Source organism: Spirosoma endbachense, assembly GCF_010233585.1.
GTDB lineage: Bacteria > Bacteroidota > Bacteroidia > Cytophagales > Spirosomataceae > Spirosoma > Spirosoma endbachense.
In genome coordinates this window covers 4,944,358-4,970,554 of record NZ_CP045997.1, presented here as the reverse complement: position 1 = coordinate 4,970,554, position 26,197 = coordinate 4,944,358, and the positions used below count along the sequence as shown (strand labels likewise).

Here is a 26,197-nt window from a genome sequence, read left to right as displayed (position 1 = left end):
TCCTACTCAATGACAGCAATTCGTATGAAAAAGTACATAAAATCAATCAGTCAGACAATAGCCTGTGGAGCGCTGATGCTCAGTGTGTTTGGCTGTACGGATTATTTGCAGGAAGTCAACAAATCCAACTTCACGCAGGACAGCTATTTTACATCGGCCAGTCAGGCGCAGTCGGCTATCAATGGTCTATATGCTGGTTTGGGCATGTTCAATACTGACAATGGATACGGTGAACGGCCGTGGGTATCGTTGGAATTGATCAACGGTCACGCGTCAACGTTGGGTCAAAGCTTTTACAATAGTCAGTTTATCAATCAGACGGCTGATGCAGCCAACCCGCCGTTCAAAACCATCTGGCAAACCAGCTACAATACAATTGGAAGCGCGAACCTGGCCATTCAGCGAATTCCGGCCATTTCGATGGATGAACCGCTGAAAAAATCATTGCTTGGGCAGGCGTATTTCATGCGGGCTTTCTTCTACTATCACCTGGTACGGCTCTATGGTGATGTGCCGCTGATTACAACACCCGTTGATGCCTCCAGTGCCGACCTGTATCCAACGCGGGCTTCACAGGAAGATATCTATAAGCTAATTGTCAGCGATCTGACCACAGCGGAACAGGCCGGACTTCCCGTTGCTGATCAGACGGGGCGCGTTACGGTTGGTGCCGTTAAATCACTGCTGGCCAGTGTTTACCTGACGATGGCTGGCTATCCATTGCAGAAAACAGAAAACTATGCATTGTCAGCAGCGAAAGCGAAAGAAGTACTTGATTCGAAAATTTATTCGCTGTTTACGTCCTACGACTATTTGCACGATAATGCCCACAAAAATCAGAGTGAATTTATTTTGCAGGCCCAATATGCAACGGGTATCGTGAACAACTCGATCAGTGCATTGATCATTCCTTATTTCGCCCGAATTTCGGTATATGGCGACGAATATGGTGCTATTATTCCGACGGAAGGTTTCTACAATACGCACGAGTCGGGTGATCTGCGTGCTCAGGAGCGGCAATTCTATTTCACCGAATATCCATCCATCACGGATTCGACCAAGATTGTTAAGTTTGGCGTGCATGCGCTTTACAAGTATTTCCAGAAGGAAAGCGCTCTGAATCGTAATGTTAATACCGATGAGAACTGGACGTTACTGCGTTTACCGGAAGTCATGCTGATTTATGCCGAAGCCTCAAACGAAGTGAGCGGACCAACACAAGCTGCTTATGATCAGGCGAATACAATTCGGACGCGGGCTCAGCTTAAACCGCTATCGGGTTTAAGCAAAGAGCAGTTCCGGGAAGCCATCTGGAAAGAACGCTACCACGAACTGGCCTACGAAAACAAGGCGTATTTTGATACACAGCGCACCCGGAAAGTGTATGATGTGGTCAATAACAGGATGATAGATGCGATCGGCTTTAAAAACGAGAGCGGTGCTATATTTACCGAGAAATACCTGCTGTGGGGTATTCCTCAGTATGAGATCAACAACAACAAAAAGCTTACTCAGAACAAAGGCTGGTAGAATTCGTCGATCAATCTGTTTAGTAAGGCAGGGTAAATCAAGTAAGATTGGTTTACCCTGCTTTTTATACGTTGCGATGAATTACCTTCCCGCTCATTCAAGCGTTTGGCCTGAAGCTGCGATTCGATATAAAAACACAATGAAAAAACACCTTTATCTGCTGGGCTGGTTAGTCATTTCGGTTGCTGCCTATGCTCAGCCCGCCAGCCCTAAAACCGACTGGGTCGAGTTGGTAAACCCGCTCATCGGCACCGATTCGAAACCAAGTTTATCGAATGGGAATACCTACCCGGCCATTGCGCTGCCCTGGGGCATGAATTTCTGGATGCCACAAACGGGCAAAATGGGAAACGGCTGGGCCTATACGTATTCGGCGGATAAAATCCGGGGATTCAAACAGACCCACCAGCCTTCGCCCTGGATGAACGACTATGGCCAGTTCTCGCTCATGCCCATGACGGGCAAATTGCGAATCGACGAAGACGAACGAGCCAGTTGGTACTCGCACAAAGCCGAAGTTGCCAAACCCTACTACTACAGCGTCTATCTGGCCGACCATAATGTAACAACCGAAATTGCACCGACCGAACGGGCTGCCAGTTTCCGGTTTACCTTCCCCAAAACGGATAGCTCCTTTGTTGTCATCGATGCCTTCGATAAGGGCTCTTCCATCAAAGTGATCCCGAAAGAACGTAAGATCATCGGCTACACAACCCGAAACAGTGGTGGTGTTCCAGCAAACTTCAAAAATTACTTCGTCATCTACTTCGATAAGCCATTCACATCGGCTCAGACGTGGCATGAAAAAAAGCTGGCGAAAGACACACTTGAGCTTACGTCCAATCATGTGGGCGCGGCCATTGGTTTTAAAACAGCCAAAGGCGAACAAGTCCTGGCTCGCGTTGCTTCTTCGTTCATCAGCATCGAACAGGCCGAACAGAACCTGAAAGAGCTGAGCAACGATGCATTCGATACGGTTAAGCAAAAAGCAAAAGCAGCCTGGAATAAAGAACTCGGCAGGATTCAGGTAGAAGGAGGTTCACTCGCTCAGACACAAACTTTCTACTCCTGCCTGTACCGTTCATTACTCTTTCCCCGGAAGTTTTATGAACTCGATGCCAGTCAGAAAGTAGTTCATTACAGCCCCTACAATGGTCAGGTGTTACCCGGCTACATGTTTACAGACACAGGTTTCTGGGATACGTTCCGATCGATGTTCCCATTTCTGAATCTGATGTATCCGTCCCTGAACGCGCACATGCAGGAAGGGCTGGCGAATGCCTACAAAGAGGGTGGCTGGCTACCCGAATGGGCTAGTCCGGGTCTGCGCAGTGTGATGGTTGGCTCCAATTCGGCATCGGTCATTGCGGATGCGTACCTGAAGGGTGGTCGCGGTTACGACATCAATGCGCTCTACGAAGCCGTTCTGAAGAATTCAGAGAATGAAGGTCCAATGGATGCGGTTGGTCGTCGGGGGGTTAAATTCTACAATGAATTGGGCTATGTACCCTACGACGTAAAAATTAATGAGAATGCCGCCCGAACGCTGGAATATGCCTACGATGACTTCGCCATTTACCAATTGGCCAAGGCCCTGAAACGACCTCAGGCCGAGATTGATCGCTTTGCTAAACGCTGCCAGAATTACCGCAATCTGTTTGATAAGCAAACTGGACTGATGCGGGGTAAAAATCAGGATGGTTCGTTTCAGTCGCCGTTTAATCCGTTCAAATGGGGAGATGCGTTTACGGAAGGAAACAGTTGGCATTATACCTGGTCAGTTTTCCACGATGTGCAGGGATTGGTTAGTTTGATGGGCGGTCGTGAGAAATTTGTAAACAAGCTCGATTCGGTATTTACCATGCCACCCGTATATGATGAGAGCTACTACCGAAGCGTGATTCACGAAATTCGGGAAATGCAGATCGCGAATATGGGCCAGTATGCTCACGGAAACCAGCCAATTCAGCACATGATCTACCTCTACAACTACGCCGGAGAGCCCTGGAAAGCCCAGTACTGGCTTCGCGAGGTCATGAATCGCCTGTATCTGCCAACGCCGGATGGCTACTGTGGTGACGAAGATAATGGACAGACTTCGGCCTGGTATGTTTTTACAGCTATGGGTTTCTATCCGGTTTGTCCAGCAACCGATCAGTATGTACTGGGAGCTCCATTGTTCAAAAAGGTTACGGCAATGCTCGAAAATGGAAAGCAGATTATCATTAATGCCCCGGCCAACAGCGAGTCGAACCGCTATATCAAAGCTATGCGGCTGAATGGTAAGCCATACACCAAAAACTGGCTAAGTCATCAGGGATTGACAGCGGGTGTAACGATTGAGATAGACATGTCGGCAACCCCAAATAAACAGCGGGGAACTCAAACAAATGAGTTCCCCTACTCGTTCTCTACGAGTGAAATCAAGTAACCAAAGCCGTGGCATAATGAGGTCTCCTTCTCACAAAGACTTCATCATGCCACGGCTGTTTATGAGTAACGAGTTTGTTGAAGCCGTACAACAACAAGCTGCCATACGACCATCTAATAAATATCGGCAACAAATACAGTCAACAACTTCTCTTTACAGAGCGGTAATTACCTGCTTTATTGGTCAAACGCTTATTCATTTATACTTTCTGCTATATTTGGCCCATCTAACTATACCTGTGTGAAACGTCAGTCATCTTTAGTATCGGAAAGTGTCTTAATCGAGAAGCTTACCAGGCGCGATGAGCAGGCTTTCCATTGGCTGTACGACCAATATTCGCCCGCTCTCTACGGAGTTGTGTTACGCATCGTCCGCGACGATGAACACGCTCAGGACCTTGTACAGGACATTTTTGTAAAAATCTGGAAAAACCTTGATGCTTACGACCCTAGTAAAGGCCGGTTATTTACGTGGATGCTGAATGTAGCCCGTAATACGGCAATTGATGCGCTTCGTGCCAGAAAAACGCAGCCATCCCCCTCCAACGCAATCCGAACCGACGAAGAGAACGTACATATTGTTGATCGTCAGCACAACACTGAGCAGCCTAATCCCGAACACATCGGGATCAAGGAAGTTGTGAGTCAACTCCGGCCTGAACGCAGGCAGTTGATCGATCTGGTTTACTTCGGCGGTTATACGCACGAAGAAGCCGCCGATGAATTGAATTTACCCCTCGGAACAGTAAAAACCAGAATTCGTGCCGCATTGCAGGAATTAAAACAATTATTTAAGTCATGAATATACCGGAGTATTTAGCGTCTGGCATCCTGGAATCTTACGTTATGGGCGCGGTGAGCGACCAGGAACGGCGTGAGGTTAACTGTCTGGCGTCTATTTACCCTGAGATCCAACAGGAACTGGATCAATTAAGTCTTTCGATAGAAAATTACGCATTACTACATAGCGTTGAACCACCTGCCGAGCTAAAATCAAAGATTATGGCTCAGCTTTCGTTTGAGAAAACTGCCGAGCCGATTATTCGGCCCATGCCTGTTGACCTTACTAAAGATCGCCCAACCTTCAAAACAACCTGGGTAGTTGCGGCTTCTGTAGGCTTATTGCTGCTTGGTTTTTCGTTTTTCCTGCTGTCGCAACTACGATCTGGTCAGGAGACTCTGGCTCAATTACAAGCAGCGAATGGATCGCTGCAAAAGGAAATCGGTCAATTCAAAGAACGACAGGCCGAAAATGAACAGGCTTTGGCTTTGTTTAAACAACCAGGCACTCGTACGCTTGAATTACGTGGCAACGAAAAAGCGCCAAATGGTGATATGCTGGTATTCTGGAATGCTAAAACCCATCAGGTAGCCGTTGAGGTCCGATCACTTCCTCCCTTGCGGCCTGATCAGCAGTATCAGCTTTGGTCGCTCGTAGGCGGAAAGCCGGTCGATGCCGGTGTATTTGAAGCCAATAGCGCGAGTAAGTATCTTCAACAGCTCAATCGCCCGATCGAACGGGCCGACGCCTTTGCTGTAACAGTCGAAAAACGGGGCGGTAGCCCTACGCCTACACTAACAACCTTGTTGGCTATGGCAACAGTAGATGCCTGAACGATAGCTTCTTTTTCATTGTTTTAGTAGTACCAGCGATAGATTTTCCAACGGTTCAAAACGTTCGCAACGTTGTCAGTAATCTGTCAACCTGAAATCCAGATTTGCTCTACTCCTGTACGTTTTTGTACAGCTATCACGAATCAACTCATGAAAAATACCCTGCTTTTGTTATTGCCAGCCTGGCTATTAACAGGCTTCATTTATCTGGGCGCCTGGACGTCCAGTGCATCGAACCAAACAGTTGACCAATCGAAGCGCCTTGCCGATGAGAAACCGCCGGGCGGTCGGAAGGTCGTTAAAACGGATGCCGAATGGAAAAAAATCCTGACACCTGATCAATACGCTGTTCTACGCGAACACGGTACGGAAAGAGCCTTTACCAGCCCGTTAAATGATATTCATGATCATGGCGTTTTTTATTGCGCAGCCTGCCACAATCCGCTTTTTTCGTCGGATACGAAGTTTGACTCCCGCACAGGCTGGCCGAGCTTCTATGCACCCATTGCCAAGAACGCGGTTAAAGATGCCAGCGACAAAAGTTATGGTATGGTCCGGACAGAGGTTGTTTGTACTGTTTGTGGTGGCCATTTGGGCCATGTCTTCGATGATGGCCCAAAGCCAACAGGTCTGCGTTACTGCATGAACGGCGTAGCCATGACATTTGAGAAGAAATAGGGGCACAAAAAGACGACAAAAGACGGTGACAACAAGGGAAAGGCCTGAAGAGCCATGATCCTTGTTGTCACCGTCTTCCTTATTAAAAATAACCTATTCAGAATCAGTCAGGTTGTTCTAAGAGCCGGGCTTTAGTATATCACATCGGCTGAAAATCCGTTATATTTGAGGCCCGGCGATGATTCGACGACCGGTCTGCCGGTTGGGTAGATTTGCCGGGAGCCAATGTTCGACCTAGTCGTAACTAATCATCCCATAACCGAGAACTTACCGAATTAAAACGCATGAGTGAATATAGGGAGCGATTCCGCGCCGTCCGGCACGCGTTTGGAGCGTTTCGGCGACGAATTCGACAACGCCGGGCGCAATTTGGCGATGTCAGACGCGGAGTCGGTCGACACATCTATCGGCAAACCGCACGAATCGCCGGTGAAGAACGGGTCAATTCATGGGTCACAGCTTACCGCGACTATCGCGGCCGTCTGCGCTCATTTATCCATCAGTACATTGATCCGGATGCCTGGTATTATCCATACCTGAAATATGGAATCAAAGGTGGATTAACGGCAGCACTGGCTTTGGGTCTTTATGTGTTCATGCTCAACTACAATTTCTTGTACCTGACCGGCGAAATGCCCAGTGTAGAGGAGTTGAAAAACCCAAAGCTGAATCAGTCGTCGGAGATTTATTCGCAGGATGGCGTAATGATCGGGAAGTTTTATGCCGAAAACCGGACTCCGATCAAATACGAGAACATTCCGAAACAGTTGATCAATGCCTTGATTGCCACCGAAGATGTGCGTTTCTACGAGCATGGTGGTGTTGATCCTCGCGCCATTGGCCGGGCGGTATTTACATTAGGACGCGATGGGGGTGGTTCGACCATCACGCAGCAGTTAGCCAAAAACCTCTTCAAGACCCGTCGAAAAACCCGGTCAGGTCTGTTGACCCGGATTCCGTTTATCCGCAAGATTATTTACAAGTCGAAAGAGTGGCTGATGGCACTTAAGCTGGAGCGAAACTTTTCGAAAGAGGAAATTATTACCTACTATTTCAATACGGTAGATTTCGGCAGCAATGCGTTTGGCCTGAAAACCGCTGCCAGAACATTTTTCAACAAAGCGCCTGATAGCCTCAATGTGCAGGAAGGAGCCGTACTGGTCGGATTGCAGAAAGCAACAACAAGCTACAATCCACTTAAGAACCCTGAACGGTCGAAAGAACGCCGAAACATTGTTCTGGGACAGATGGCGAAGTACAATTATCTGACCAAAGCGCAGGCCGACTCAATTAGTACTTTACCGTTAGGAACGGACTTCACGCCCGAAAATCCGTATTCTGGTCCAGCCAGCTATCTGAAAAATGCCGTTCAGGATTATGTGAAGAAATGGGGAGAAGAAAACGGTTATGACCTCTACACCGATGGGCTGCGCATCATTACTACTGTGGATTCGCGCATGCAGAAATACGCGGAAGATGCGACCAGTGAAAAAATGAAGCAGTTGCAGCGGACATTCGATAACCACTGGCGAGGCCGGAATCCGTGGACTGACGAAGATGGAAATGAACTGCCAGGCTTTATCGATTCGGTCGCCAAGCGCACGGAACGCTACAAAACACTCAGCCGTCGTTTCATGCCGCTTTACCCCGACTCGATCATGTACTACATGAAAAATGTGAAGTACAAAATGAGAGTTTTCAGTTGGACCAACAAGCGTGGTTATGACTCTACACAGATGACCCCCTATGATTCCATAGCCTACTATAAACATTTTTTACAGTCGGGCATGGTCGCGATGGACCCTCACACGGGTTATATCCGGGCGTGGGTTGGTGGATTAGATTACGATTATTTCAAGTATGATCACGTTAAGCAGGGAAAACGGCAACCGGGTTCAACCTTTAAACCGTTTGTTTATACGGCTGCCATCGATGACTCTCTGGTCAATTTAAGTCCGTGCGACCGAATTGAGGATAGACCCTTTCGCAAGGAGTTTATCAACGCCGAAGGAAAAGAGGACGTGTGGGAGCCGCGCAACTCAACGGGTTATTATACCTACTCCAACATGACCTTGCGCCGGGCACTGGCCCGTTCAGTGAACTCAATCACGGCACAACTAACGGACCGGGTTACGCCGGAGCGGGTGGCCCAGTATGCCCATCGAATGGGCATTAAAAGCAAGCTGGATGCGGTGCCATCTATCGGCCTAGGGTCATCGGACGTATCGCTTTACGAGCTTGTTGGCGCTTATTGTACGTTTATCAACGACGGTGAAGCCATCGACCCCATGATCGTACAGCGTATTGAAGATCGGGATGGCAACGTTATTGAAACGTTCTCGTCCAAAACGAAACGGGCTATAAGTCCTGAGTCGGCCTTCCTGATGCGCTATATGCTACAGGGCGGCTTACAGGAATCGGGCGGCACATCACAAAACCTGTGGTCATTTGAGCTATTTAGAAACCACAATGAAATGGGCGCAAAAACCGGTACGACCTCCAATAACTCCGACGGCTGGTTTGTTGGTGTATCCGACAAATTAGTAGTAGGAGCCTGGGTTGGTGGCGACGACCGGAGCATTCACTTTCGCTCAACGGACCTCGGCGAAGGAGCAAAAACAGCTTTACCACTTGTCGGTCGATTCCTGGAAAAAGTCTATGCAGATCCTAAATTTAAGAGTTTGCAGGGACCTTTCCCGAAACCAGCGTTCTCGATTTCAAAGAATTACCTGAACTGCGGCCCGTCTGACGACGAAGAAACCACGGAGGCCACTGACTCAACCGCCATCGGTGAACCAGGGGATTCTACCTTCGTACCAACAACACCCGCCCCCGCAGAACCAACCGTTCCACCCGACACAACAGGAACTCAGCTATAAACCGAAGTGCTATTGACTCTTAATGGTCCAGAATCAATTCTGGACCATTTTTTTGTTTTAAACAGGTCACTTTCGCAAGACATCTGCCCCACATACCTCAAATTATACGGGGTAGCTTATTGAAAAGCAGGTCCAATTAGAGCAGAACTTCACGGTCCAGGCGTTGACGGATCGCAAGGGTAATTTACTCTTCATCAGATTAGCTTACCATTATTTCGGAGGATAAATACGGGATTATTCTACCGGTACAGCCAATGAAAAGCGATCACCATTATTTAATTTAGTAAGTAGTCTATTTCTGTAAAATCGACCAGGCATTTGGTACGGGTAGTAAATTAAATTTTATTTCTGGCGAGATACTTGTAGACTTCAACTACCGGAAATGACCTACGAGCACAGAACAGCATATCAAATTATAGTATTTACATAAAGCTATCAGCTGATTATAAATGCATTACTCATTAAAATATCCGTAAACAAAGATGGTACCCTCTATCGAAAAGATAGATACAAATACTTTTTCTTTATTCAACCCTGGTCTCAAGTGAGGTTTTTGGTACAAAATTTGATCATTCCAGAATCAAACTGACTTTCGAAGGCCTAATAAGCCTTTTTCGGTACGATTATAAATTGATGGATGTAAATTCCGGAAGTGCACATGCTTAAACCATAACACTTGTGCATAGTAGAAAATTGGGATACTTCTTATTTTAAGTATCTTGATTAGATTAACAGCATGAATCCTAATTCATCATGTATACATTTAAATACTACAGTGATTGAGTTAGTAACACCTTAAGATGTTATTTTTGTTTAACTGAAGAATTACAAATGACTCTTTTATACCAAACACCAACATATTACCCAAAATACATAATGAAGACACGAACTACAGGTTTAACAGCCCAGGAACTGGCTCGCTATTTAGGTGGCCGGGTACAGGTACTGGTTGAAGGCACAGATGCCCAAAGCCGAAATGCTAAACTAGTAGCCGTTGATATTACAAGCGGGGAGGTAAAGGTTTGTTACGAAGGGAGTCGGCTTGAGCATGAGTTATCGCCTGAATTGGTCCGTCCCGTACTCCGGAAACTAGTAACGATCAGCAATGACGAAGCACGCGAATGTTTTAAATCGGCTTATTCCTGGGATGAAGATATCGATGTGACAGTAACGCGGGGCAATGACTATATTGAATTATACGCTGACCCTATAACGCTCATTATTACAACTAAAGGTGTTATTGCTTCAAGCAAAGACAGTGGTTACCGCGTTGGCCCAGCCCGTGTCAATGCCCGTGCCATCATAAATTACCTCGATGCACAAGGTTTCGATCTGGATGGCCTGATTGAGGCAGGGCTTTCTGTAGATGATGAAACGCTTACAACCTAATCAATAAGTACCATTATCATCGATAAATCGTTTAGCAAACGCCCTTAAACTATATCTTTGTACCCTCGAAGTACCGAACTTCTGTATAAAGTTTCTGGCCCAGATACCTATAACTAACTGTCAGTCAGCTTAATAAGCGCTGTGATTCGGCACATGGTTGTAACGATATTGCTAAACAATGAAAATTCTGATACCACTTCTAGTATTGTTGTCAATTAACGTACTAGCCCAGGTCAAGTTGCCAACCAATGACCTTGGACAGGTTCAATACCAGGAGTTAGTACGTCTGCCTGACGCAACACGCCCAACGAAGCAAATCATTACTCAGGCACGCTCGTGGCTGGCACAGCAATTCCCCAACGAAAGCGATGCTGAGCAACAATTCGATCAGGAGCATAACATTCTATTTGTCAAATCGGCCTACCGTATCGACGATCAACTAATCCGGTACACGCTTACCATTGAGTCTAAGTTTGGACGCTACCGGGCCACCATAACCGATCTCATCGCAGAAGGTAATGGACTTTCGCTACCCGTCCGACCCGATAGCCCTACTGCTGAAGAAATGAGTCGCTCCTCCGATAATAAACCAAAAAGCACGGCTGTAATAAACCAGGCCGTTCGTCAACAGGCTGATTTATACCGGCAAATCGATAAAGAATGTCACGATACACTGGCTAGCTTAAAAGAGTATATGGTATCGCTGGCAGCAAAAAAGACAGAATAACCAATTCGTTGTTTATCGATGCCGCTCCACGCCTACCTGCTCACACCAGGCCAGCACAGGACAGGTTGAACAATGAGGCAGTGTGCCGGTACAGATGTGCTTTCCGAAAGGCATCAGTAACCGATTGATATTTACCCACTGTTCACGTGGTACTTGTGTTTCCAACACGTTCAGCGTTTGTTCGGGCTGTTTGGTATGTACATAGCCCCACCGGTTTACGACCCGATGTACATGAACATCGACGCTGATCGCAGCCTGGCCTGTTGCTACGCCCAGGGCCAGGTTTGCGCATTTTGGACCAACTCCCTTCAGCGAAATCAGCGTAGCAAAATCGGCGGGCAATTCTCCACCAAATTCATTGACTATACGATCGGCAATGCCATGCATGGTATACGCCTTTTGATCCGGATAGGTCGTGCCGTATAGTAAATCCGTTAGCGTAGGTATGTTAAGTGCCAGAAGTTGTTCGGGGGTTCGGGCAGCGTCAAATAGTTTTAGCGAAACCGGTATTGTTGTCTCGTCAAGCGTGCGAATGGAGACAATACAGGAAATTAGTTGTTCAAACAGGCTATCATAACCACGCTCGGCCAGCTCAAACATAGCGGCTTTTGGGTAAGGTTGAATAGCCCGCTCGATTCGGTTCAGGATAACGTCGAGATCGAAATCAGGTTTCATAGACCGGTTTAGTTTACGGTTTCGGGTTAGCTACCAACTGTTATTCGGTTGAGTTAGCTACCAGTAAACCAGAAACCGTAAACTGAAAACCGGCTGTCAAGGTTTTATACGTTTATGATTACCATTTCTACCCGACGATTTTCAGGACGCTCCTTCAGGCTTTTATTCTTATTGATTGGTCGCGATGGGCCATAACCGACTGTATCGATTCGGCCCGCACTGACTCCTTTTGCCACCAGGTATCGCTTCACTTCATTGACCCGATTCCGGGACAGTTCAACGTTCGAATCGAAATCGCCAACCGTATCCGTGTGCCCTTCGAGCCGAATGGTCATTGTCGGATTCTGCTGCATTACGGTTACGAGTCGATCCAGTTCAGGGTAGGATTCAGGCTGAAGGTCGAACAGGGAAGCATTAAAATAAATATTTTTCAGCGTAATGGTAGCTCCGGCTTCAATTGGAACCAGATCAAAATTCCGGTTTACATTGACGCGATTCGTTGCGAGGGTATCGCTCTGGCTGAAATAGCCTTTCGCCGAAGCGGTTACAATATACACACCGCGCCGATCGACTGGAATCGTATAGGCTCCTGTTGATTTATTACTCCGAACAGAATCAGCCGAGCCGTCGCCGGCCGACTCAGCGCCGGATAGCAGCCGAAAACTGACCGTTGCGCCCATTAGCTGCTTAGTTTTGGCGTCGCGCGTAATCCCACCAATTGCCACAGCCGATGGAGTTGCCTGTGGTTGTGTTACGGGCGGGGTTGGGTCGGGTGTTCCAGCGCCAGGCGATGTCCGGGGCTGATAGCGTGGTTGTTGTGGTTGCTGCGGTTTTGGCTGAACCTGTGGCTTGGGTGTTCGTTGTGAGTAGGTCTTTTTAGGCGGATTGATGATGTGAACTCCCCAGAAATTGAAACACACATAACCACCACCGTCTTTACATTCAAACAAATCGAACGTAGTATATCCGGGATCGATCCGTTCAAAATAGGCGACAAAATCTACCCGTTCACCCGGCTGAACCCGCCGACGGGTTTCGAGGGGAATATTCTCGGCCCGAATAAATTTATACGATCGTTCGCCCTCATTGACATACAATCGTGATGTTGGCTGAAAACCAATGTTGTTGCCAGACTCTATCTTTCCTCCTCTCCCATTGGGCATTGGGATGATGAAAGGCAGATCGCGGCCTAATGAGCCTCGCTGACTGGCTTCAAACTTCATGTAAATGACTGTGTATTGGGCCGTTAGCTCAACACGCTGTATAGACACGTCACGGTCGTTCACATCATCTACCCTGGGCGATTCGGTGGCATATTGCACCTGTGCGTGCAGCTCTGGTGCGAGCAGCAGCAGAACAAAAAATGGAAGTAATAGACGGTTCATAATCGTTGTTTACAGGAAGTTACTCCCTATAAACGTTAGACTATGCCGAGTGGTTTATGGTTTAATTTTTACTCAAACAGTAAGTTATGAGCATTTGATTGTGAATAAATCAAGAAAATCGCCCTTTATCTCACCTTAATGGCCTGAAAAATATTTTATTCTAAGGATAAACTATTTTTCCAACAAATATTTTGACATTACCAGCAGAATCAACCTTTGTTGTAGACCATTTTTTTTATAAGTTATCGTTGCGTTGTACTTTTACAGTTCTTTTCAACTTTCTAAATTAATAACATGAGAAAACTCTTACTAGTTAGCTTCCTATTTCTTGCGGTAGCTTGCAGTAGCTATGCACAGAGTCAGGTAGTATCAGGTAGGGTCACGTCATCGGATGACGGCGCTGGTCTACCAGGCGTATCGGTCAGCATAAAAGGCCGAACGCAGGGAACGTTGACCGACGCATCGGGCAATTACCGCCTGTCTACTGATGGTACTGTTACCCTTGTTTATAGCTTCATCGGCTTTACCTCCGTTGAAGAACCGGTCAATAATCGTTCTGTAATCAACGTAGAACTGAAGACTGACGTACGTAATTTGAGCGAAGTCGTTGTTACAGGTTATGGACAGCAGATCAAGCGTGATCTGACTGGTAATATTGCGAAGGTTAGGGCTGCGGATATTCAGGATCAACCCGTAACTACTTTTGATCAGGCTCTTCAGGGTAAAGCCGCCGGAGTGCAGATCAATTCAGGTTCGGGTAAATTAGGTCAGGGAATTCAGGTTCGGGTTCGGGGGCAATCGTCTGTGTCTGCCTCGAATCAGCCCCTGTATGTCGTTGATGGAACGCCGGTTACAACCGACAATCTGAGCTTCAATAGTGCTTCTACAAACCCATTGGCCGATATTAACCCGCAGGATATTGAGTCTGTCGATATTTTGAAGGATGCGTCTGCCGGGGCTATTTACGGAGCAAGAGCGGCCAATGGCGTTGTGCTGATTACTACCAAGCGCGGAAAAGCCGGTCGGACGAATATCAACTTTGGTGCGCAATATGGATCGAGCAAACCGACGAAAAAACTTAATTTTCTGAATACGGACCAATACGTCAAATTTTACAATCAGGCTGCCGCTAATTCAGACCGCATCGAGGGCCTTGATCCAGCCGATCCTGATTCGTATTCGTCCTACATGAAGAGCTTTTACGACACGCAGGGACTCGGCACCTATGGCACTCCTAAACAGGTAAGTACAAACTGGGGAGACCTGGCTTATCAGGATGCACCGTATCAGCAATATGACTTGAACATAAACGGCGGTAATGAGAAAACGACGTTCTATTTATCCGGTCAATTGCTGGATCAGAAAGGTATTCTGGTTGGCAACGCCCTGCAACGGTATTCTGGTCGCCTGAACCTTGATCATCAGGTGTCGGATCGCTTCCGCACAGGCTTCAACATTGGCCTGACCCGAACCTATAACCAGCGCATTTCGGCAGATAACCAGTTTGATAATCCAATGCAGATGGTGGCCCTTCCACCAATGACACCCGCTACGGATCCGACTACGGGTCTTCCGGTAGGTACCCCTCCCGGCGACATCAGCATTCCGGTTTATTATAACCCGCTGATCAATATTGGCAATGCCTATTTTAATACAACGGTTTACCGGAATATCAGCAATGTGTACGGTCAGTTGCAGATTATCAAAGGGTTAACATTCCGCACGGAATTTGGCCTCGACGTATTGAACCAGCAGGAAGAACTGTATTACAACAGTAAAACACAGCGTAATTTCAGCGCCCCACAAGGCGTCGGCCAGAACCGCTACGTGCGCGTAGAGAATTACACGACCAATAATTTCTTTTCCTACGGTGCAGTCTTCGGTAAGCATGCCATTGATGCTACGCTGGGGATGTCTTATCAGCAGTCTCAGCAAAAAACGAACTTCACCGAAGGTCGTGACTTCCCGTCGGACGCCTATCGCCAGATCGTTAGCGCGGCCCGCAAAACCGATGGTAGCTCAACGCAGACCGATTATCGCTTCCTGTCATACTTCGCCAGAGCTAATTACAAATTCTCTGACCGATACCTGCTGGGGGTAAGTGCCCGTGTCGATGGGTCGTCACGATTTGGTCGCAATAGCCGCTACGGCTTTTTCCCGGCAGTTTCGGCCGGTTGGGTATTATCGGAAGAAAGCTTCCTGAAAAATAACAATACCATCAGTTTTCTGAAGCTCCGCTCCAGTTATGGCCGGACAGGTAATGCCGAAATTCAGAACTTCCCGCAATTAGGTCTGTTTACGGGCGATGCCAATTATGGCTCATTACCCGGTCAGCGTCCGTCACAGCTGGCCAACCCCGATCTGAAGTGGGAAACGACCAACCAATTTGATATTGGTCTTGATTTCGGGATTCTCAACAACCGTATTAACGGCGAAATTGACTACTATAACAAGCAAACAACAGGCTTACTGCTGAACGTAAACGTTCCGGGTACAACTGGTTTTGCTACACAATTCCGGAACGTTGGTAGCCTGGAAAACAAAGGGTTTGAATTTGTATTGAATACCGAAAACCTGACGGGTGCTTTCCGGTGGACGACAAGCTTCAATGCTGCTACCAACCAGAACAAAATCACCAATCTACAGGGACAAATTATTGAAGGTGGTATCAACGCCATGAGCCGTGCCGTTGAAGGACAACCGCTGGGTGTATTCTTCACGCAGGAGTACGCAGGTGTTGATCCGGCGAATGGCGATGCGCTCTGGTATAAAAATACGGCGAATCCTGATGGATCATTAGATCGCACGACAACGAATGTCTACAGTCAGGCCCAGCGTGTCGTGAAGGGAAGTCCACTACCTAAATGGACTGGCGGTATCACCAACACCTTTAGCTACAAAGGCATTACATTGAGCGTGCTATTCAACGGCGTATTTGGCAATAAGATCAACTTCTATGGTGTTGGCCGCTACTCGTCGGCAAATGGTCGTTTTGAAGATAACCAGACCGTCGATCAGTTAGACGCCTGGACAACTCAAAACACCAATACGAACGTACCGGAAGCCCGTTTGTATTATAACAACGGCGCTCAATCGTCGAGCCGATTTATTCTCGACGGTTCATTTGTCCGGCTGCGCACGGCTACATTATCGTACAACTTACCAAAAACACTGATCAATCGGGTGAAATTGAATAGTGTACGTTTCTTCGTAACGGGTCAGAACCTCCTCACCTTCACGAAGTATGCGGGCTGGGACCCAGAAGTAAATGCCGATTATATCGTATCGAACATCGCTCAGGGCTATGATTTCTATACCGCACCACAAGCTCGTACGATCACCGGCGGAATTAACATCGGTTTCTAACCCAAACACGTTAAAACTGAATTTTCAAACGCATTTTCATTATGAATTCATCCATAAAATACTGGTTATACGTCGGTTCCGTTAGCCTATTGCTCACGGCCTGCGACAGCCGACTAGACGTTGTGCCGACTCAGAGTATTGAGCAGGGTCAGGCGTTAAATACCGAACAGGACGTTCAGATCACCTTAACCGGCGCTTATGATGGGCTAAATACATCCGCGGCTGCCCAAAATGGAGCTAACTTATTCGGTGGCGCCTTTCAGTATATTGGCGATCTGCTCGGCGATAACCGTGATGTTGTTTTTGGTGGTACCTACGCAACGATTGATGAGATCTGGCGCAAAACCGTTACAACATCGAATACAGTCAACCGCGATGTATGGCTCAATAGCTACAGTACAATCAACCGTACCAACAACGTACTGTCGGCATTACCTAAAGTTAGTGAAGCCAATCGTGGGAATATTGAAGGGCAAGCCCGCTTTATCCGGGGTGCGGTTTACTTTGAACTGGTTAAGCTCTACGGAAAAAGCTGGAACGATGGCACAGCAACGGCTAATGCAGGCGTACCGCTGGTACTCACGCCAACCACTTCTGTATCAGATGCCGATTACCGCGCCCGGAATACAGTGGCGGAAGTTTACACTCAAGTGCTGGACGACTTAACGAAAGCAGAAAGTTTATTACCCGCTACGCAGTCTGGAGGAACTGGTTTTGCCACCAAAGGAGCAGCAGCGGCTATACTGGCTCGCGTTTATCTTCAACAGCAAAACTATGCGGCTGCCCGCGATGCGGCCAATCGGGTTATTGCATCGGGCACCTACAGCCTGGAATCGAATTTTACGGATGTATTTAACGACGCAACGAATGATAATGAATTGATTTTCAAAATCATCATTACAGATCAGGATGGCGTCAATGACATGAATACATTTTACGCATCAGTGCCTAATCAGGGTCGGGGCGATGTGCGCGTTCAATCCAAATTCCGCCAGCTCTATGCTGCGGGCGACGTGCGGGGAACGTTTTTCAACACGGCAGGACAGAATACATTTACCAGTAAATTCAACGATCAATACGGCGATGTTCCGGTTGTGCGACTTGCTGAAATGTATCTCGTTCGCGCCGAAACGAACCAGCGTCTGAATACGAGCATTGGTGCGACTCCACTGGCCGATGTAAATCTGATCCGGAACCGGGCCAAGGCGGCTCCATTGACTGCTGTCGATCTGAACGCGGTTCTGCTGGAACGTCGTCTTGAACTAGCTTTCGAAGGCCAGCAGCTCGCCGACATCAAACGTACAGCGGGCACAGTAGGTACAGTAGCCTATAACGCCAATAATCTTGTTCTGCCGATCCCCCAACGGGAAATTGACACGAATAAAAAGCTGGTCCAAAATCCGGGATATAATTAAGCAACACTGTTAGGACATTCGCTCAACACTGTGCCACGGTTTGCTGATGACGTTCATACTAATCGTGACACAGTGTTGAGCGATTGTCCTGACCGGATTTGTTCCAATAAAAAGTGGTGCCAGGCTCTCAAACCTGACACCACTTTTTATTTTAATCAACATCTCAGGAATCGGCTCCAGTCAAAACAGAGACTGTTTATTCACTTTTAGCGCTCTGCTCACCGTTATTTTTAGGTAATGTGCTTTCATAAAGAGTGTTGAAAATCAATTTATACGTTCCGCGTGGCTGGCCCCGAAATTGTGGGCTAAAGCCGAAAAGAACAATAGTACCTTTACCCTGATAAGCTCGAACAACTGCGGCTTTTCCGGCAATGTATTTGTCTTCATTCAATGCCCAGCCGCTCATCAGCAACTCTTTTTTGGCATAGCTGGCAATAACCTCTACTTTCGGTTCTGGCGCGGCTTTAACCTCCTCGCGGCCGCCTTCGCCCTCGCGAACCTGACGAATAACCTCAAAGGCCCGACTATTGGAGAAAGCAGCGGCCGCTTCGGGCTGCATACCATAGGCCAGCGGATGCTTCGTATCGATAACCGTCCGAATCAGCGAGCCGGGGATATAGAACTGCTGACTCGACAAACCGTCGGTAACATTCTTAACCGGTAACCCAAATAGCTCTATCGCAAAGTCGCTGGCACCGTCAAATGCGACCAGCGTTCCGCCATTCGAGACATACTGCTGTAAGGCTACTGTACCGCCCAGGCCTAATCCACCGACGTATTGAGCAGGCATTGTGTTGGCGGCATGACCATTTAGAATCCGCTTCACCTCCTGATCAGGAATGATAATTGCGCTATAAGCCGACAGATCTTTTTTGGCGATGTCGGCGTCGTGCAACGTATCGACCGGGAACCCATAGGTTTCCATCAGCCAGCGCGTCCAGCCTTCATCCATGTTCGCTACCCACGATTTATACAGGCCGATTTTAGGCAGTTTCAGCGGTTTTCCCACGGTTGCCGGTTTGCTCGCAATGGCAGTAAAACTTACACCCAGTTCCTTGGCCAGCTTCTGGATACGGGCATCGGTTGACGCTCCTTTTTCGATCAGGAAGTTCTTCGGATCGGTCGATTGGGCGCTGGCAGGCATCATCGACACAAGTTCACCGTCTTTTAGCAGGCGGTTAACGGCCATGACGCTGGCGTTCTGGTTCCGGGAAAGCAGATAGCCATATCCCGCACTTTCGGCAACCTGACCGGCAACAACGGGTGCGAGTCCTTTAATCAACTCGGTTTCGGCCTTAAATGCAGTGCCGATTTTGGCCACACTCACGCCCATTTGCATGGGCAATGTCCAACCGGCCAGATCGTATGGTGGAATCGGCGGACCACCCGGATAGAGCCGTTGATTTGGATGAACCTGCTTTTCCATCAGGTCGACGACGTAGGGACTAAATGCCTGACCGCCATAAATAACATAGGAACCAGCCGCATAAGAGACACTATTGACCTGAAACGGCTGCGTAGCCCGGTGTACTTCTACCCCACTTTGGCGAAACATATTGACCAGATTCAGGGCCTCGCCTTTGTCCCATTGCCCGGTTGGAATGATGTAGGCATACGGCTTCTCTTTCCCGGCCGCTTCGATGGCATCGCGGCCCATCCGGTAAATGTTATACAGAAATTCCTCGCGTTTATCGGCCGCCAGGACAAGTGTAGCCATCGACGCTTCTTCCATGTAGTTAACCGCATCGCGGAAATGCGATTGGCCACCTTTCCAGGGATCAGCATAAAAAATTTCGGTTCCCGTCGTGGCGGCAGTTACGCCCTGACCAACGGTTTTAGGGAGTGAATCGGGTGGATAAAATCGGGGCGACGGCGTTGCGTGAGCTGTTTCGGTCAGAATACCGATCTGATTGTGGTAATAAGGAACCGTTCGCATACCGCCGTTCCACCACATGCTGAACCGCAGTTGTGACACCACTCCCGGCATTCGTTTGATGGCAAATCGGCTGGCCATTGCCGTACCGACCAGATTGACGCCTGCCGTTACAGCGGGGTGAATCTGCGGATTAACGGGATTGGCAAAGGGCGGAATGAAAATACGAGTCCAGGCAGGCGACGTTTGGTGGTGGTTATAAACAATTTGCGGATACCACTGATTGTAGAGTACCTCCGAAACGGCTTTTGTTTCGGGCATGTTATTCGTAAACCAGTCGCGGTTGTTATCGTGCCCAACGTAATGGTGATACAACCAGGGTGGCTGTGTGGTTTCGAAGGGTGTTCCAAGATTACCGTTATACCAGTCAGCCACAATATCGAGCCCATCGGGGTTCATTTCAACCATGAGCAGCGCAACGACCTGATCGCGAATTTTCTTCATCTCCGACGACTCTTCGGTTGCCATGCGGTAGGCCAGTTCGGGCATCATCTGCGCCGATGCTACTTCCGATGCGTGCATTCCGGCATCGACCCACACAATGGCCTTGCCCGAAGCCGCCAGACTGCGCGCCTGAGCGTCATCGATTTTTGCCCGTGAAAGCTGTTCACTAACACTCCGCCAGCGATCCAGCTGTTTCATGTTGGCTTCGCTCGACACCATCAGCAGTAACAGCGGTTTACCCAGCACCGATTTTCCGATGGTTACCATCTGCACCCGATTACTGGCTTTATCAAGGCGCTGATAATAGTCCATCAGCATTTTGTAGTTGGCCAGCTTATAGTCGGCTCCCGGTTCGAAGCCAAACACATCGGCGGGTTTTGGCACCTGAGCCATAGCCGCCAGCCCTGAAAACAAGGCCACGCAGAGCAGTAATAAACGATGACGATAGTAGTTCATGTTAGTCAGGCAATTTGGTTAACAGATAATAGAGAAAGGCTGAAAAACACTGTGGCCCCGAATTCAAATTCGGGGCCACAGTGTTTTTCAGGTTAAGCATCAGTTGCCATTCGTGGCCTCGCCCGGTGCCGAACCGGCGGAGTAAAGTTGATTGAACAGTAGTTTAAACGTTCCGTGCGACTGCGCCCGGAATGTAATTTCGGGGCCGAAAGCGTAGAGTTTGCCGGTACCGACAGGGGCCATGAAGGCCGCAATACCATCCTGTAGATACGACTGTCCCCATGCCCAGCCGCTACGCAGCGGTTTGCTCGTCGAGAACCAGGCCAGTGGTTTCACTTTTCCGGTAGCGATTGCATCAGGAGCTACTTTAAACACGGGGCTGGCATCAAAATAAACATCGGTTAGCGCCGGCAAACCCCAGGTTGCCTGATTGGTAGAGTCTACACTCATTTGCAGTACGCTGCCCGGAATGTAATATTTCTCACCCGGTAACGGCTTTTCCTGTCCCGTTGTGGTCATCTCGGTCAGGGCACTTTTAACGGGCAGTTTCAGGTGATAAGCCAGATTGGTGCTGGTGCCGATGGTGATTACGGTTCCACCGGTTTCCATAAACGTCTTCAATTGCGGAATCGATTTATCGGCTGTAATCTTTCCTAGCCACGGACGGTATTCAGCAGGTGTATTTTCGGGTTTAGCCTCCGAACCAAGCAGGCTGAAAATATCGACATCCTTGCCGCCAACCGGCGGAATAGCCCGCGTTACGAACACGATCACATCGAATTTTTTCCGGAGATCACCCGCGTCAATGTCCTGTGTATAGATGACTTTCGCCGGAAAGTGATACTGCTCCATCAACCAGCGGACCCAACCCGAAGGCATCGACCCGCCATAGGTATCCCAGAGAGCAATGCGCATCGGGGCCATTTTCGTCATCGTCGTCGTTGGCCGTTTGGCAAGGCTGGCTACTTCCAGACCAAGTTCTTTGGCGGCTTTATCTAGTACTGATTTTGACTTCGGTGTAGCGGGTACATAAAACGCCCCCGCTTCGCTGGCAGGCTTTACCCCCGTACCATTGGGCAGGCGATATACTTCAACGCCAGATGCCAGTAAATCATTGACGGCAGTAAAGGTGTTATTTGCCCGTGCGCTCAGCACATATCCGTCGCCTACTCCTCCGGCCACGTGTCCTTCCGGCGACTGTAGTTCACCATACGGCAATTTCTTGAAAGGCCCATCAAAACTGTCCAGAATACGATCAAACTGAATATTCATCAGGTACGCCAGCGTCCATCCGGCGGCATCGTATGGGCGAACAGGAGGGCCACCCGGATACTGAAAATCATTGGGATGATCCTGCGGTTCGAACATATCAAGCACGTGTGGACGGAATGCCTGATCGGACTTAATAACGTAAGAACCAGCCGGATACGTCTTCCCGGCAACGGCAAATTCAGACGTTGCCTGCTGAACCTGGATTCCCGTTCTGATCAATGCATTAATGAACTTGACGGCGGTAGCAAAATCAGGCTGACCAGCCGGAATAATGAACCCACGCGGATCGCGCAGAACCGGCGATTTCATAACCGTATCGTAGTACTTCATTGGCATACCACCCCCTTTGGGAATCATTCCGTACTGCGCCAGAGCGGCATTGGTGGGCGGCACTACTTTCTTGGGGTCTGAATCATACGCATTGGTGATCGCATCGATCCGTTTGGGCGAGAGCGCCCAGGTGTCGTGGCTACCGCGCTCAATGGAGTTTTTACCCATTCGGTAAATATTAAACAGCACTTCATCGCGATAACGGGCGGCATAACCCAGCACAGCATAATTCAGTGATACCGAATAGTCGATTGACTGCCGGAAATGCCATTTTTGTGGAGTAACCGGGAACGGCGTAGCGCCATTAGGCAGCAACCGCTTCGGAACCAGCGGCACATCTTCGGGAGTTGGGTCACCAATGATTTCGGTCAGGAGCCCAATCATGTTATGGAAGTGCGTAGTTGTGCGCAAGCCCCCGTTATACCAGGTTGAGAAAACTGAACCGCTCAGGCGGGTGAATCCGGGTTTGTTTTCGGCGTTCAGGCGGTTGATCATGGCTGCACCAAGAGCATCGATCCCGGTTACCATCAGCGGATCGAACACGTAATTGAACGGATCACGGTATGGAGGTCCAGCCAGTACCGACCCAGCCGGACCGCGCTGATGGTGATTATACATGATCTGCGGAATCCATTCGACAAACAACTGACGGCCAATATTTTGCGTTTCTTTCATGTTCAACATGAAGAAGTCGCGGTTGTTATCGTGACCAACGTATTTCTGATACAGTCTTGGTACGTTATCCAGCGAACGCTTTTCGGGAGTGGCTTCGCGCATGTACCAGTTCGTGACAATCTCCTGCCCATCCGGGTTTGCATGGGTCAGCAGAATAATATCATCGTTCAGAATCCGCATCGTTTCGGGATCTTTACGGCTCGCCAGTTGCCAGGCCGTTTCAATCAGTTGCATTGTCCCAACGGTTTCGGTGGCATGTAGACCGCCATCAATCCAGACAACGGCTTTACCTTCCAGAGCCAGCGCACGGGCCTGATCGTCGTTCAGATTTTCGGCGCGGGCCAGCTTCTGGGAAATTTCCTTGTAGTGGCTCAGCTTTTTCAGGTTGGCGGGCGACGATACGATCAGCATATATTGCCGACGTCCTTCTTCGGTCGGGCCAATATCGACCAGCTTTACCCGATCGGAAGTGGCCGCCAGCTTTTTAAAATAAGCCTCTGTCTGCGTATAAGTGGCCAGTTGGTAATCGTCGCCGATATTGAAGCCAAAATGTTGTTTAGGCGACGGAATTTGCGCCCAGACTGTAGTCAGGCCGAGCAGCAGGATGGCAAATGGTTGTAAAATAGAACGAATCATAAAGGGGTTAATTTAGAGGGGTAGTTGTTTATCGATTATTTTCTTCGGAAGCGAACACCAACCCGGCAGTCGCCAACTTCACCACGGGCTTCGTCGCATACGTTCTCCTGATAGCCCGCAATACGTCGCCCATCTTTCAGATTCAGCATAAACTTGAACAGAAAGTAGTCGTTTTGCGCAACCGTGCTCAGGTTAACACCCGTAAACGCAGCCAGTTGCGCGGCAGTAACCGTGAAGGTTTTGGGGAATTGCGTAACCGTTTCATAGAGCTTGTCGGAGGTGCCAACCCGGCTCGGAAGCGGATATTGTGTTACACTGGGATAGATACCTCCCGGCTGCGACAGCACAATTGGGTAAGCTGGATTTCCCGTAGCTGCCGCCTTATTGAAACCAAGATAGACATCAATGGAAGTCACTTCTTCTTTCCCAAAACCCTCCCATTTCAAGGTATACTCAAATTCCTGGGTAGCCAGATTAGTCGCACCCATATCAAAAAAGGAGGTATTGGCTGTAGAAACCGTAGGCAAGGCGGATTTCGCTATGTTGACCGCCACCAGTGGAACCGCCGTGTAGGACCAGTTTTCCCAAACATAATCTTCGGTCTTACAGGCATCGAGGCCAACGACCAGAAGGAGTGAAAAATAAAGAATGATTTTTTTCATGGGTAGCCTTAACTAATTTACGGTGAATCGTTTATTGTACTCGGTTTGCAGAAAACGCTATTCTCTGTCAACTGAATTACTTATCCCAAAAAACCGGTGTTGTTTGCTGCGCTGTCTGAACCTGGTCAGCCTTAGCCGATACATTCGCATTGGTCGAAAGCTCCGTGATCGAATACGTTAGCCGCAACGGGAACGTGTTCAGCGGGGCAATGGGAGCGGGCAACGCAGGCAATCCGGTTCGGCGGTAATCGTTATACGCTTCCATGCCATTGCCATAGAGCGCAATGTACTTCTGCGTCATAACCGCGTTCAGTTTGCCAGCCGCATCGGCTGCGTCATATTGGCTGGTTCGGTTGGCCACGAAGGCCGTGATGGTAGCCGCCGAAATGGCCGGAGCTGAATTCCCGGAAGTCGAGGCAATTGTGTTGACGCTGTTCAGGTGAGCCGTGATACCATCCTGAAACAACTGCTTCGCGTCGCCGGTGGTCCCCAATGTTAATGCCGCTTCGGCCAAAATAAACTTCACCATCGCGTTTGTCATGAACGGAAACACACCCGCACCCGTACCGTCGGTATTGCTCACTACTTTCGGGGCTGAGGTTGCCCCTGCGTTGGTTATGAATACATTGGCCGACGTCAGGTTGTTGATGGGGCCGTTATCATACAAACCACCGGCCGGATACACGCCAACCGTAGCTTTCAAGGCGTTATCATTCGGTGAAGCGGTTGCATCGCCCGTGTAACGACCGAAATAACCATTACCCGTTGGCGTAAAACCAACCGTATAATTAGAGGTCTGACGGTAGAAGAAATAACGAATCCGGGGATCGTCGGTATTGAACAAGCGTTCGATGAAGCCCTGGCTCATGTAGTAACTTTTGCTGGCCTGGTACTCCGAGCGGTGCCAGGGATGCCGGTTAGCGGGCGTTTCGGTGGTGCCGAACCGGAACGAAAAATCCTGCGCATTGGTCGTGATCAGGGGCGTATTGGCCGACAATAAAGCAGCGATACCCGCTTTTGCCTTGTCGGGTTGCACAAGCCGAATCTGGTTGAATAGCTTCAATTTCAGCGTGTTGGCCATACGAATCCAGGCGGCCTTATCCCCTTTATAAATGATGTCGGCCGTGGTTGGCTGAATGGCAAAATTGCCTTTGTTCGCATCGGCCAGTGCTTCATCGATCAGCGTAAACAGTTTGTCATAGATGGTCGCCCCGCTTTCAAACGCCGGGTCAGAAATGGTCAATCCCTTCGACGCATCGGCAAACGGAATATCACCCCACAGATCAACCATCAGGCTGTAGATGTAAGCTTTTTCCAGCTTGGCAATCGATACATAGTCCCAGCGTTGCTGCTTTGTTCCCTCGCGGATAACGATCTCGATATCATTGAGAACCTGGGTGTACAAACCATTCCAGGACTGCTGATAATCGGTTCCGTCCTGAAAATTACGGCTTGTATTGCTCGTGTAGAGCTGCTGCATCAGGATGGATGTACCCTGGTTTACATCCCTCAAACTGCCGGTCATTGACACCTGAGTTGCGGGCAGAAGCAATTCCAGAACCGGCGTTGTTGGGTTGTTCGGATCTGCATTTATATCGATAAATTCCTTACAGGCGCTCCCGATAAACAGCAGGCTCACGAAAGAAGCTATTCGTATTAGCGTTATGACTTTCATAAAATCGTGTTCGAAATGGGTTGATT

Annotated in this window: 16 protein-coding genes; 10 read left to right on the top strand and 6 right to left on the bottom strand. The window is 48.7% G+C overall.

Features of this window, described 5'->3' with window-relative positions:
• Nucleotides 1–24 precede the first annotated feature (24 nt).
• From GJR95_RS20020 to GJR95_RS19985, 8 genes are all read left to right on the top strand, one after another.
• Entirely contained in the window at nucleotides 25–1,530 is a 1,506-nt protein-coding gene (locus GJR95_RS20020; protein WP_198424868.1) for a RagB/SusD family nutrient uptake outer membrane protein, read from the top strand.
• Nucleotides 1,531–1,669: 139 nt separating this feature from the next.
• Nucleotides 1,670–3,961, top strand: a complete 2,292-nt coding sequence (locus GJR95_RS20015) for a GH92 family glycosyl hydrolase (RefSeq protein WP_162387548.1) — start codon at nucleotides 1,670–1,672, stop codon at nucleotides 3,959–3,961.
• Nucleotides 3,962–4,201: 240 nt separating this feature from the next.
• On the top strand, nucleotides 4,202–4,762 hold the full coding sequence (locus GJR95_RS20010) for an RNA polymerase sigma factor (protein WP_162387547.1): 561 nt from the start codon (nucleotides 4,202–4,204) through the stop codon (nucleotides 4,760–4,762).
• Nucleotides 4,759–5,574, top strand: a complete 816-nt coding sequence (locus tag GJR95_RS20005) for an anti-sigma factor (protein ID WP_162387546.1) — start codon at nucleotides 4,759–4,761, stop codon at nucleotides 5,572–5,574. Before GJR95_RS20010 ends, GJR95_RS20005 begins: the two co-directional genes overlap by 4 nt.
• Nucleotides 5,575–5,724: 150 nt before the next feature.
• Entirely contained in the window at nucleotides 5,725–6,252 is a 528-nt protein-coding gene (gene msrB / locus GJR95_RS20000) for a peptide-methionine (R)-S-oxide reductase MsrB (RefSeq protein WP_162387545.1), read from the top strand.
• Between the two features lie 284 nt (nucleotides 6,253–6,536).
• Nucleotides 6,537–9,131 (top strand): penicillin-binding protein 1A, encoded by a 2,595-nt coding sequence (locus GJR95_RS19995; protein WP_162387544.1) that lies wholly within the window; start codon nucleotides 6,537–6,539, stop codon nucleotides 9,129–9,131.
• Between the two features lie 876 nt (nucleotides 9,132–10,007).
• Nucleotides 10,008–10,520 carry a hypothetical protein gene (locus GJR95_RS19990; protein ID WP_162387543.1) on the top strand — a complete coding sequence of 171 codons (513 nt, stop codon included), beginning with the start codon at nucleotides 10,008–10,010 and terminating at the stop codon, nucleotides 10,518–10,520.
• Between the two features lie 178 nt (nucleotides 10,521–10,698).
• On the top strand, nucleotides 10,699–11,247 hold the full coding sequence (locus GJR95_RS19985; protein ID WP_162387542.1) for a DUF4468 domain-containing protein: 549 nt from the start codon (nucleotides 10,699–10,701) through the stop codon (nucleotides 11,245–11,247).
• Between the two features lie 12 nt (nucleotides 11,248–11,259).
• Here the strand turns inward: GJR95_RS19985 and GJR95_RS19980 are convergent, their stop codons facing one another.
• Together GJR95_RS19980 and GJR95_RS19975 are read right to left on the bottom strand one after the other, a co-directional pair.
• A complete protein-coding gene (locus GJR95_RS19980) occupies nucleotides 11,260–11,922 on the bottom strand; it encodes an endonuclease III domain-containing protein (RefSeq protein WP_162387541.1) in 663 nt (220 codons plus the stop codon).
• Between the two features lie 104 nt (nucleotides 11,923–12,026).
• Nucleotides 12,027–13,307 carry an OmpA family protein gene (locus GJR95_RS19975; RefSeq protein ID WP_162387540.1) on the bottom strand — a complete coding sequence of 427 codons (1,281 nt, stop codon included), beginning with the start codon at nucleotides 13,305–13,307 and terminating at the stop codon, nucleotides 12,027–12,029.
• A 294-nt stretch (nucleotides 13,308–13,601) separates the two neighbouring features.
• On the opposite strand from GJR95_RS19975, the gene GJR95_RS19970 reads away from it, so the two are divergent.
• Nucleotides 13,602–16,673, top strand: a complete 3,072-nt coding sequence (locus GJR95_RS19970; RefSeq protein WP_162387539.1) for a SusC/RagA family TonB-linked outer membrane protein — start codon at nucleotides 13,602–13,604, stop codon at nucleotides 16,671–16,673.
• A gap of 41 nt (nucleotides 16,674–16,714) precedes the next feature.
• On the top strand, nucleotides 16,715–18,088 hold the full coding sequence (locus tag GJR95_RS19965; protein WP_162387538.1) for a RagB/SusD family nutrient uptake outer membrane protein: 1,374 nt from the start codon (nucleotides 16,715–16,717) through the stop codon (nucleotides 18,086–18,088).
• Nucleotides 18,089–18,284: 196 nt separating this feature from the next.
• Here the strand turns inward: GJR95_RS19965 and GJR95_RS19960 are convergent, their stop codons facing one another.
• The 4 genes from GJR95_RS19960 to GJR95_RS19945 form a co-directional block, all read right to left on the bottom strand.
• The gene (locus GJR95_RS19960) at nucleotides 18,285–20,921 is read right to left on the bottom strand and encodes a M14 family metallopeptidase (RefSeq protein ID WP_162387537.1); all 2,637 of its coding nucleotides are present in this window, start codon (nucleotides 20,919–20,921) and stop codon (nucleotides 18,285–18,287) included.
• Between the two features lie 99 nt (nucleotides 20,922–21,020).
• The gene (locus GJR95_RS19955) at nucleotides 21,021–23,834 is read right to left on the bottom strand and encodes a M14 family metallopeptidase (protein ID WP_162387536.1); all 2,814 of its coding nucleotides are present in this window, start codon (nucleotides 23,832–23,834) and stop codon (nucleotides 21,021–21,023) included.
• Nucleotides 23,835–23,869: 35 nt separating this feature from the next.
• Nucleotides 23,870–24,496, bottom strand: a complete 627-nt coding sequence (locus tag GJR95_RS19950) for a hypothetical protein (RefSeq protein WP_162387535.1) — start codon at nucleotides 24,494–24,496, stop codon at nucleotides 23,870–23,872.
• 76 nt (nucleotides 24,497–24,572) lie between these two features.
• Nucleotides 24,573–26,171, bottom strand: coding sequence for a SusD/RagB family nutrient-binding outer membrane lipoprotein (locus GJR95_RS19945; protein ID WP_162387534.1), 1,599 nt, complete (start codon nucleotides 26,169–26,171; stop codon nucleotides 24,573–24,575).
• Nucleotides 26,172–26,197: the final 26 nt, after the last annotated feature.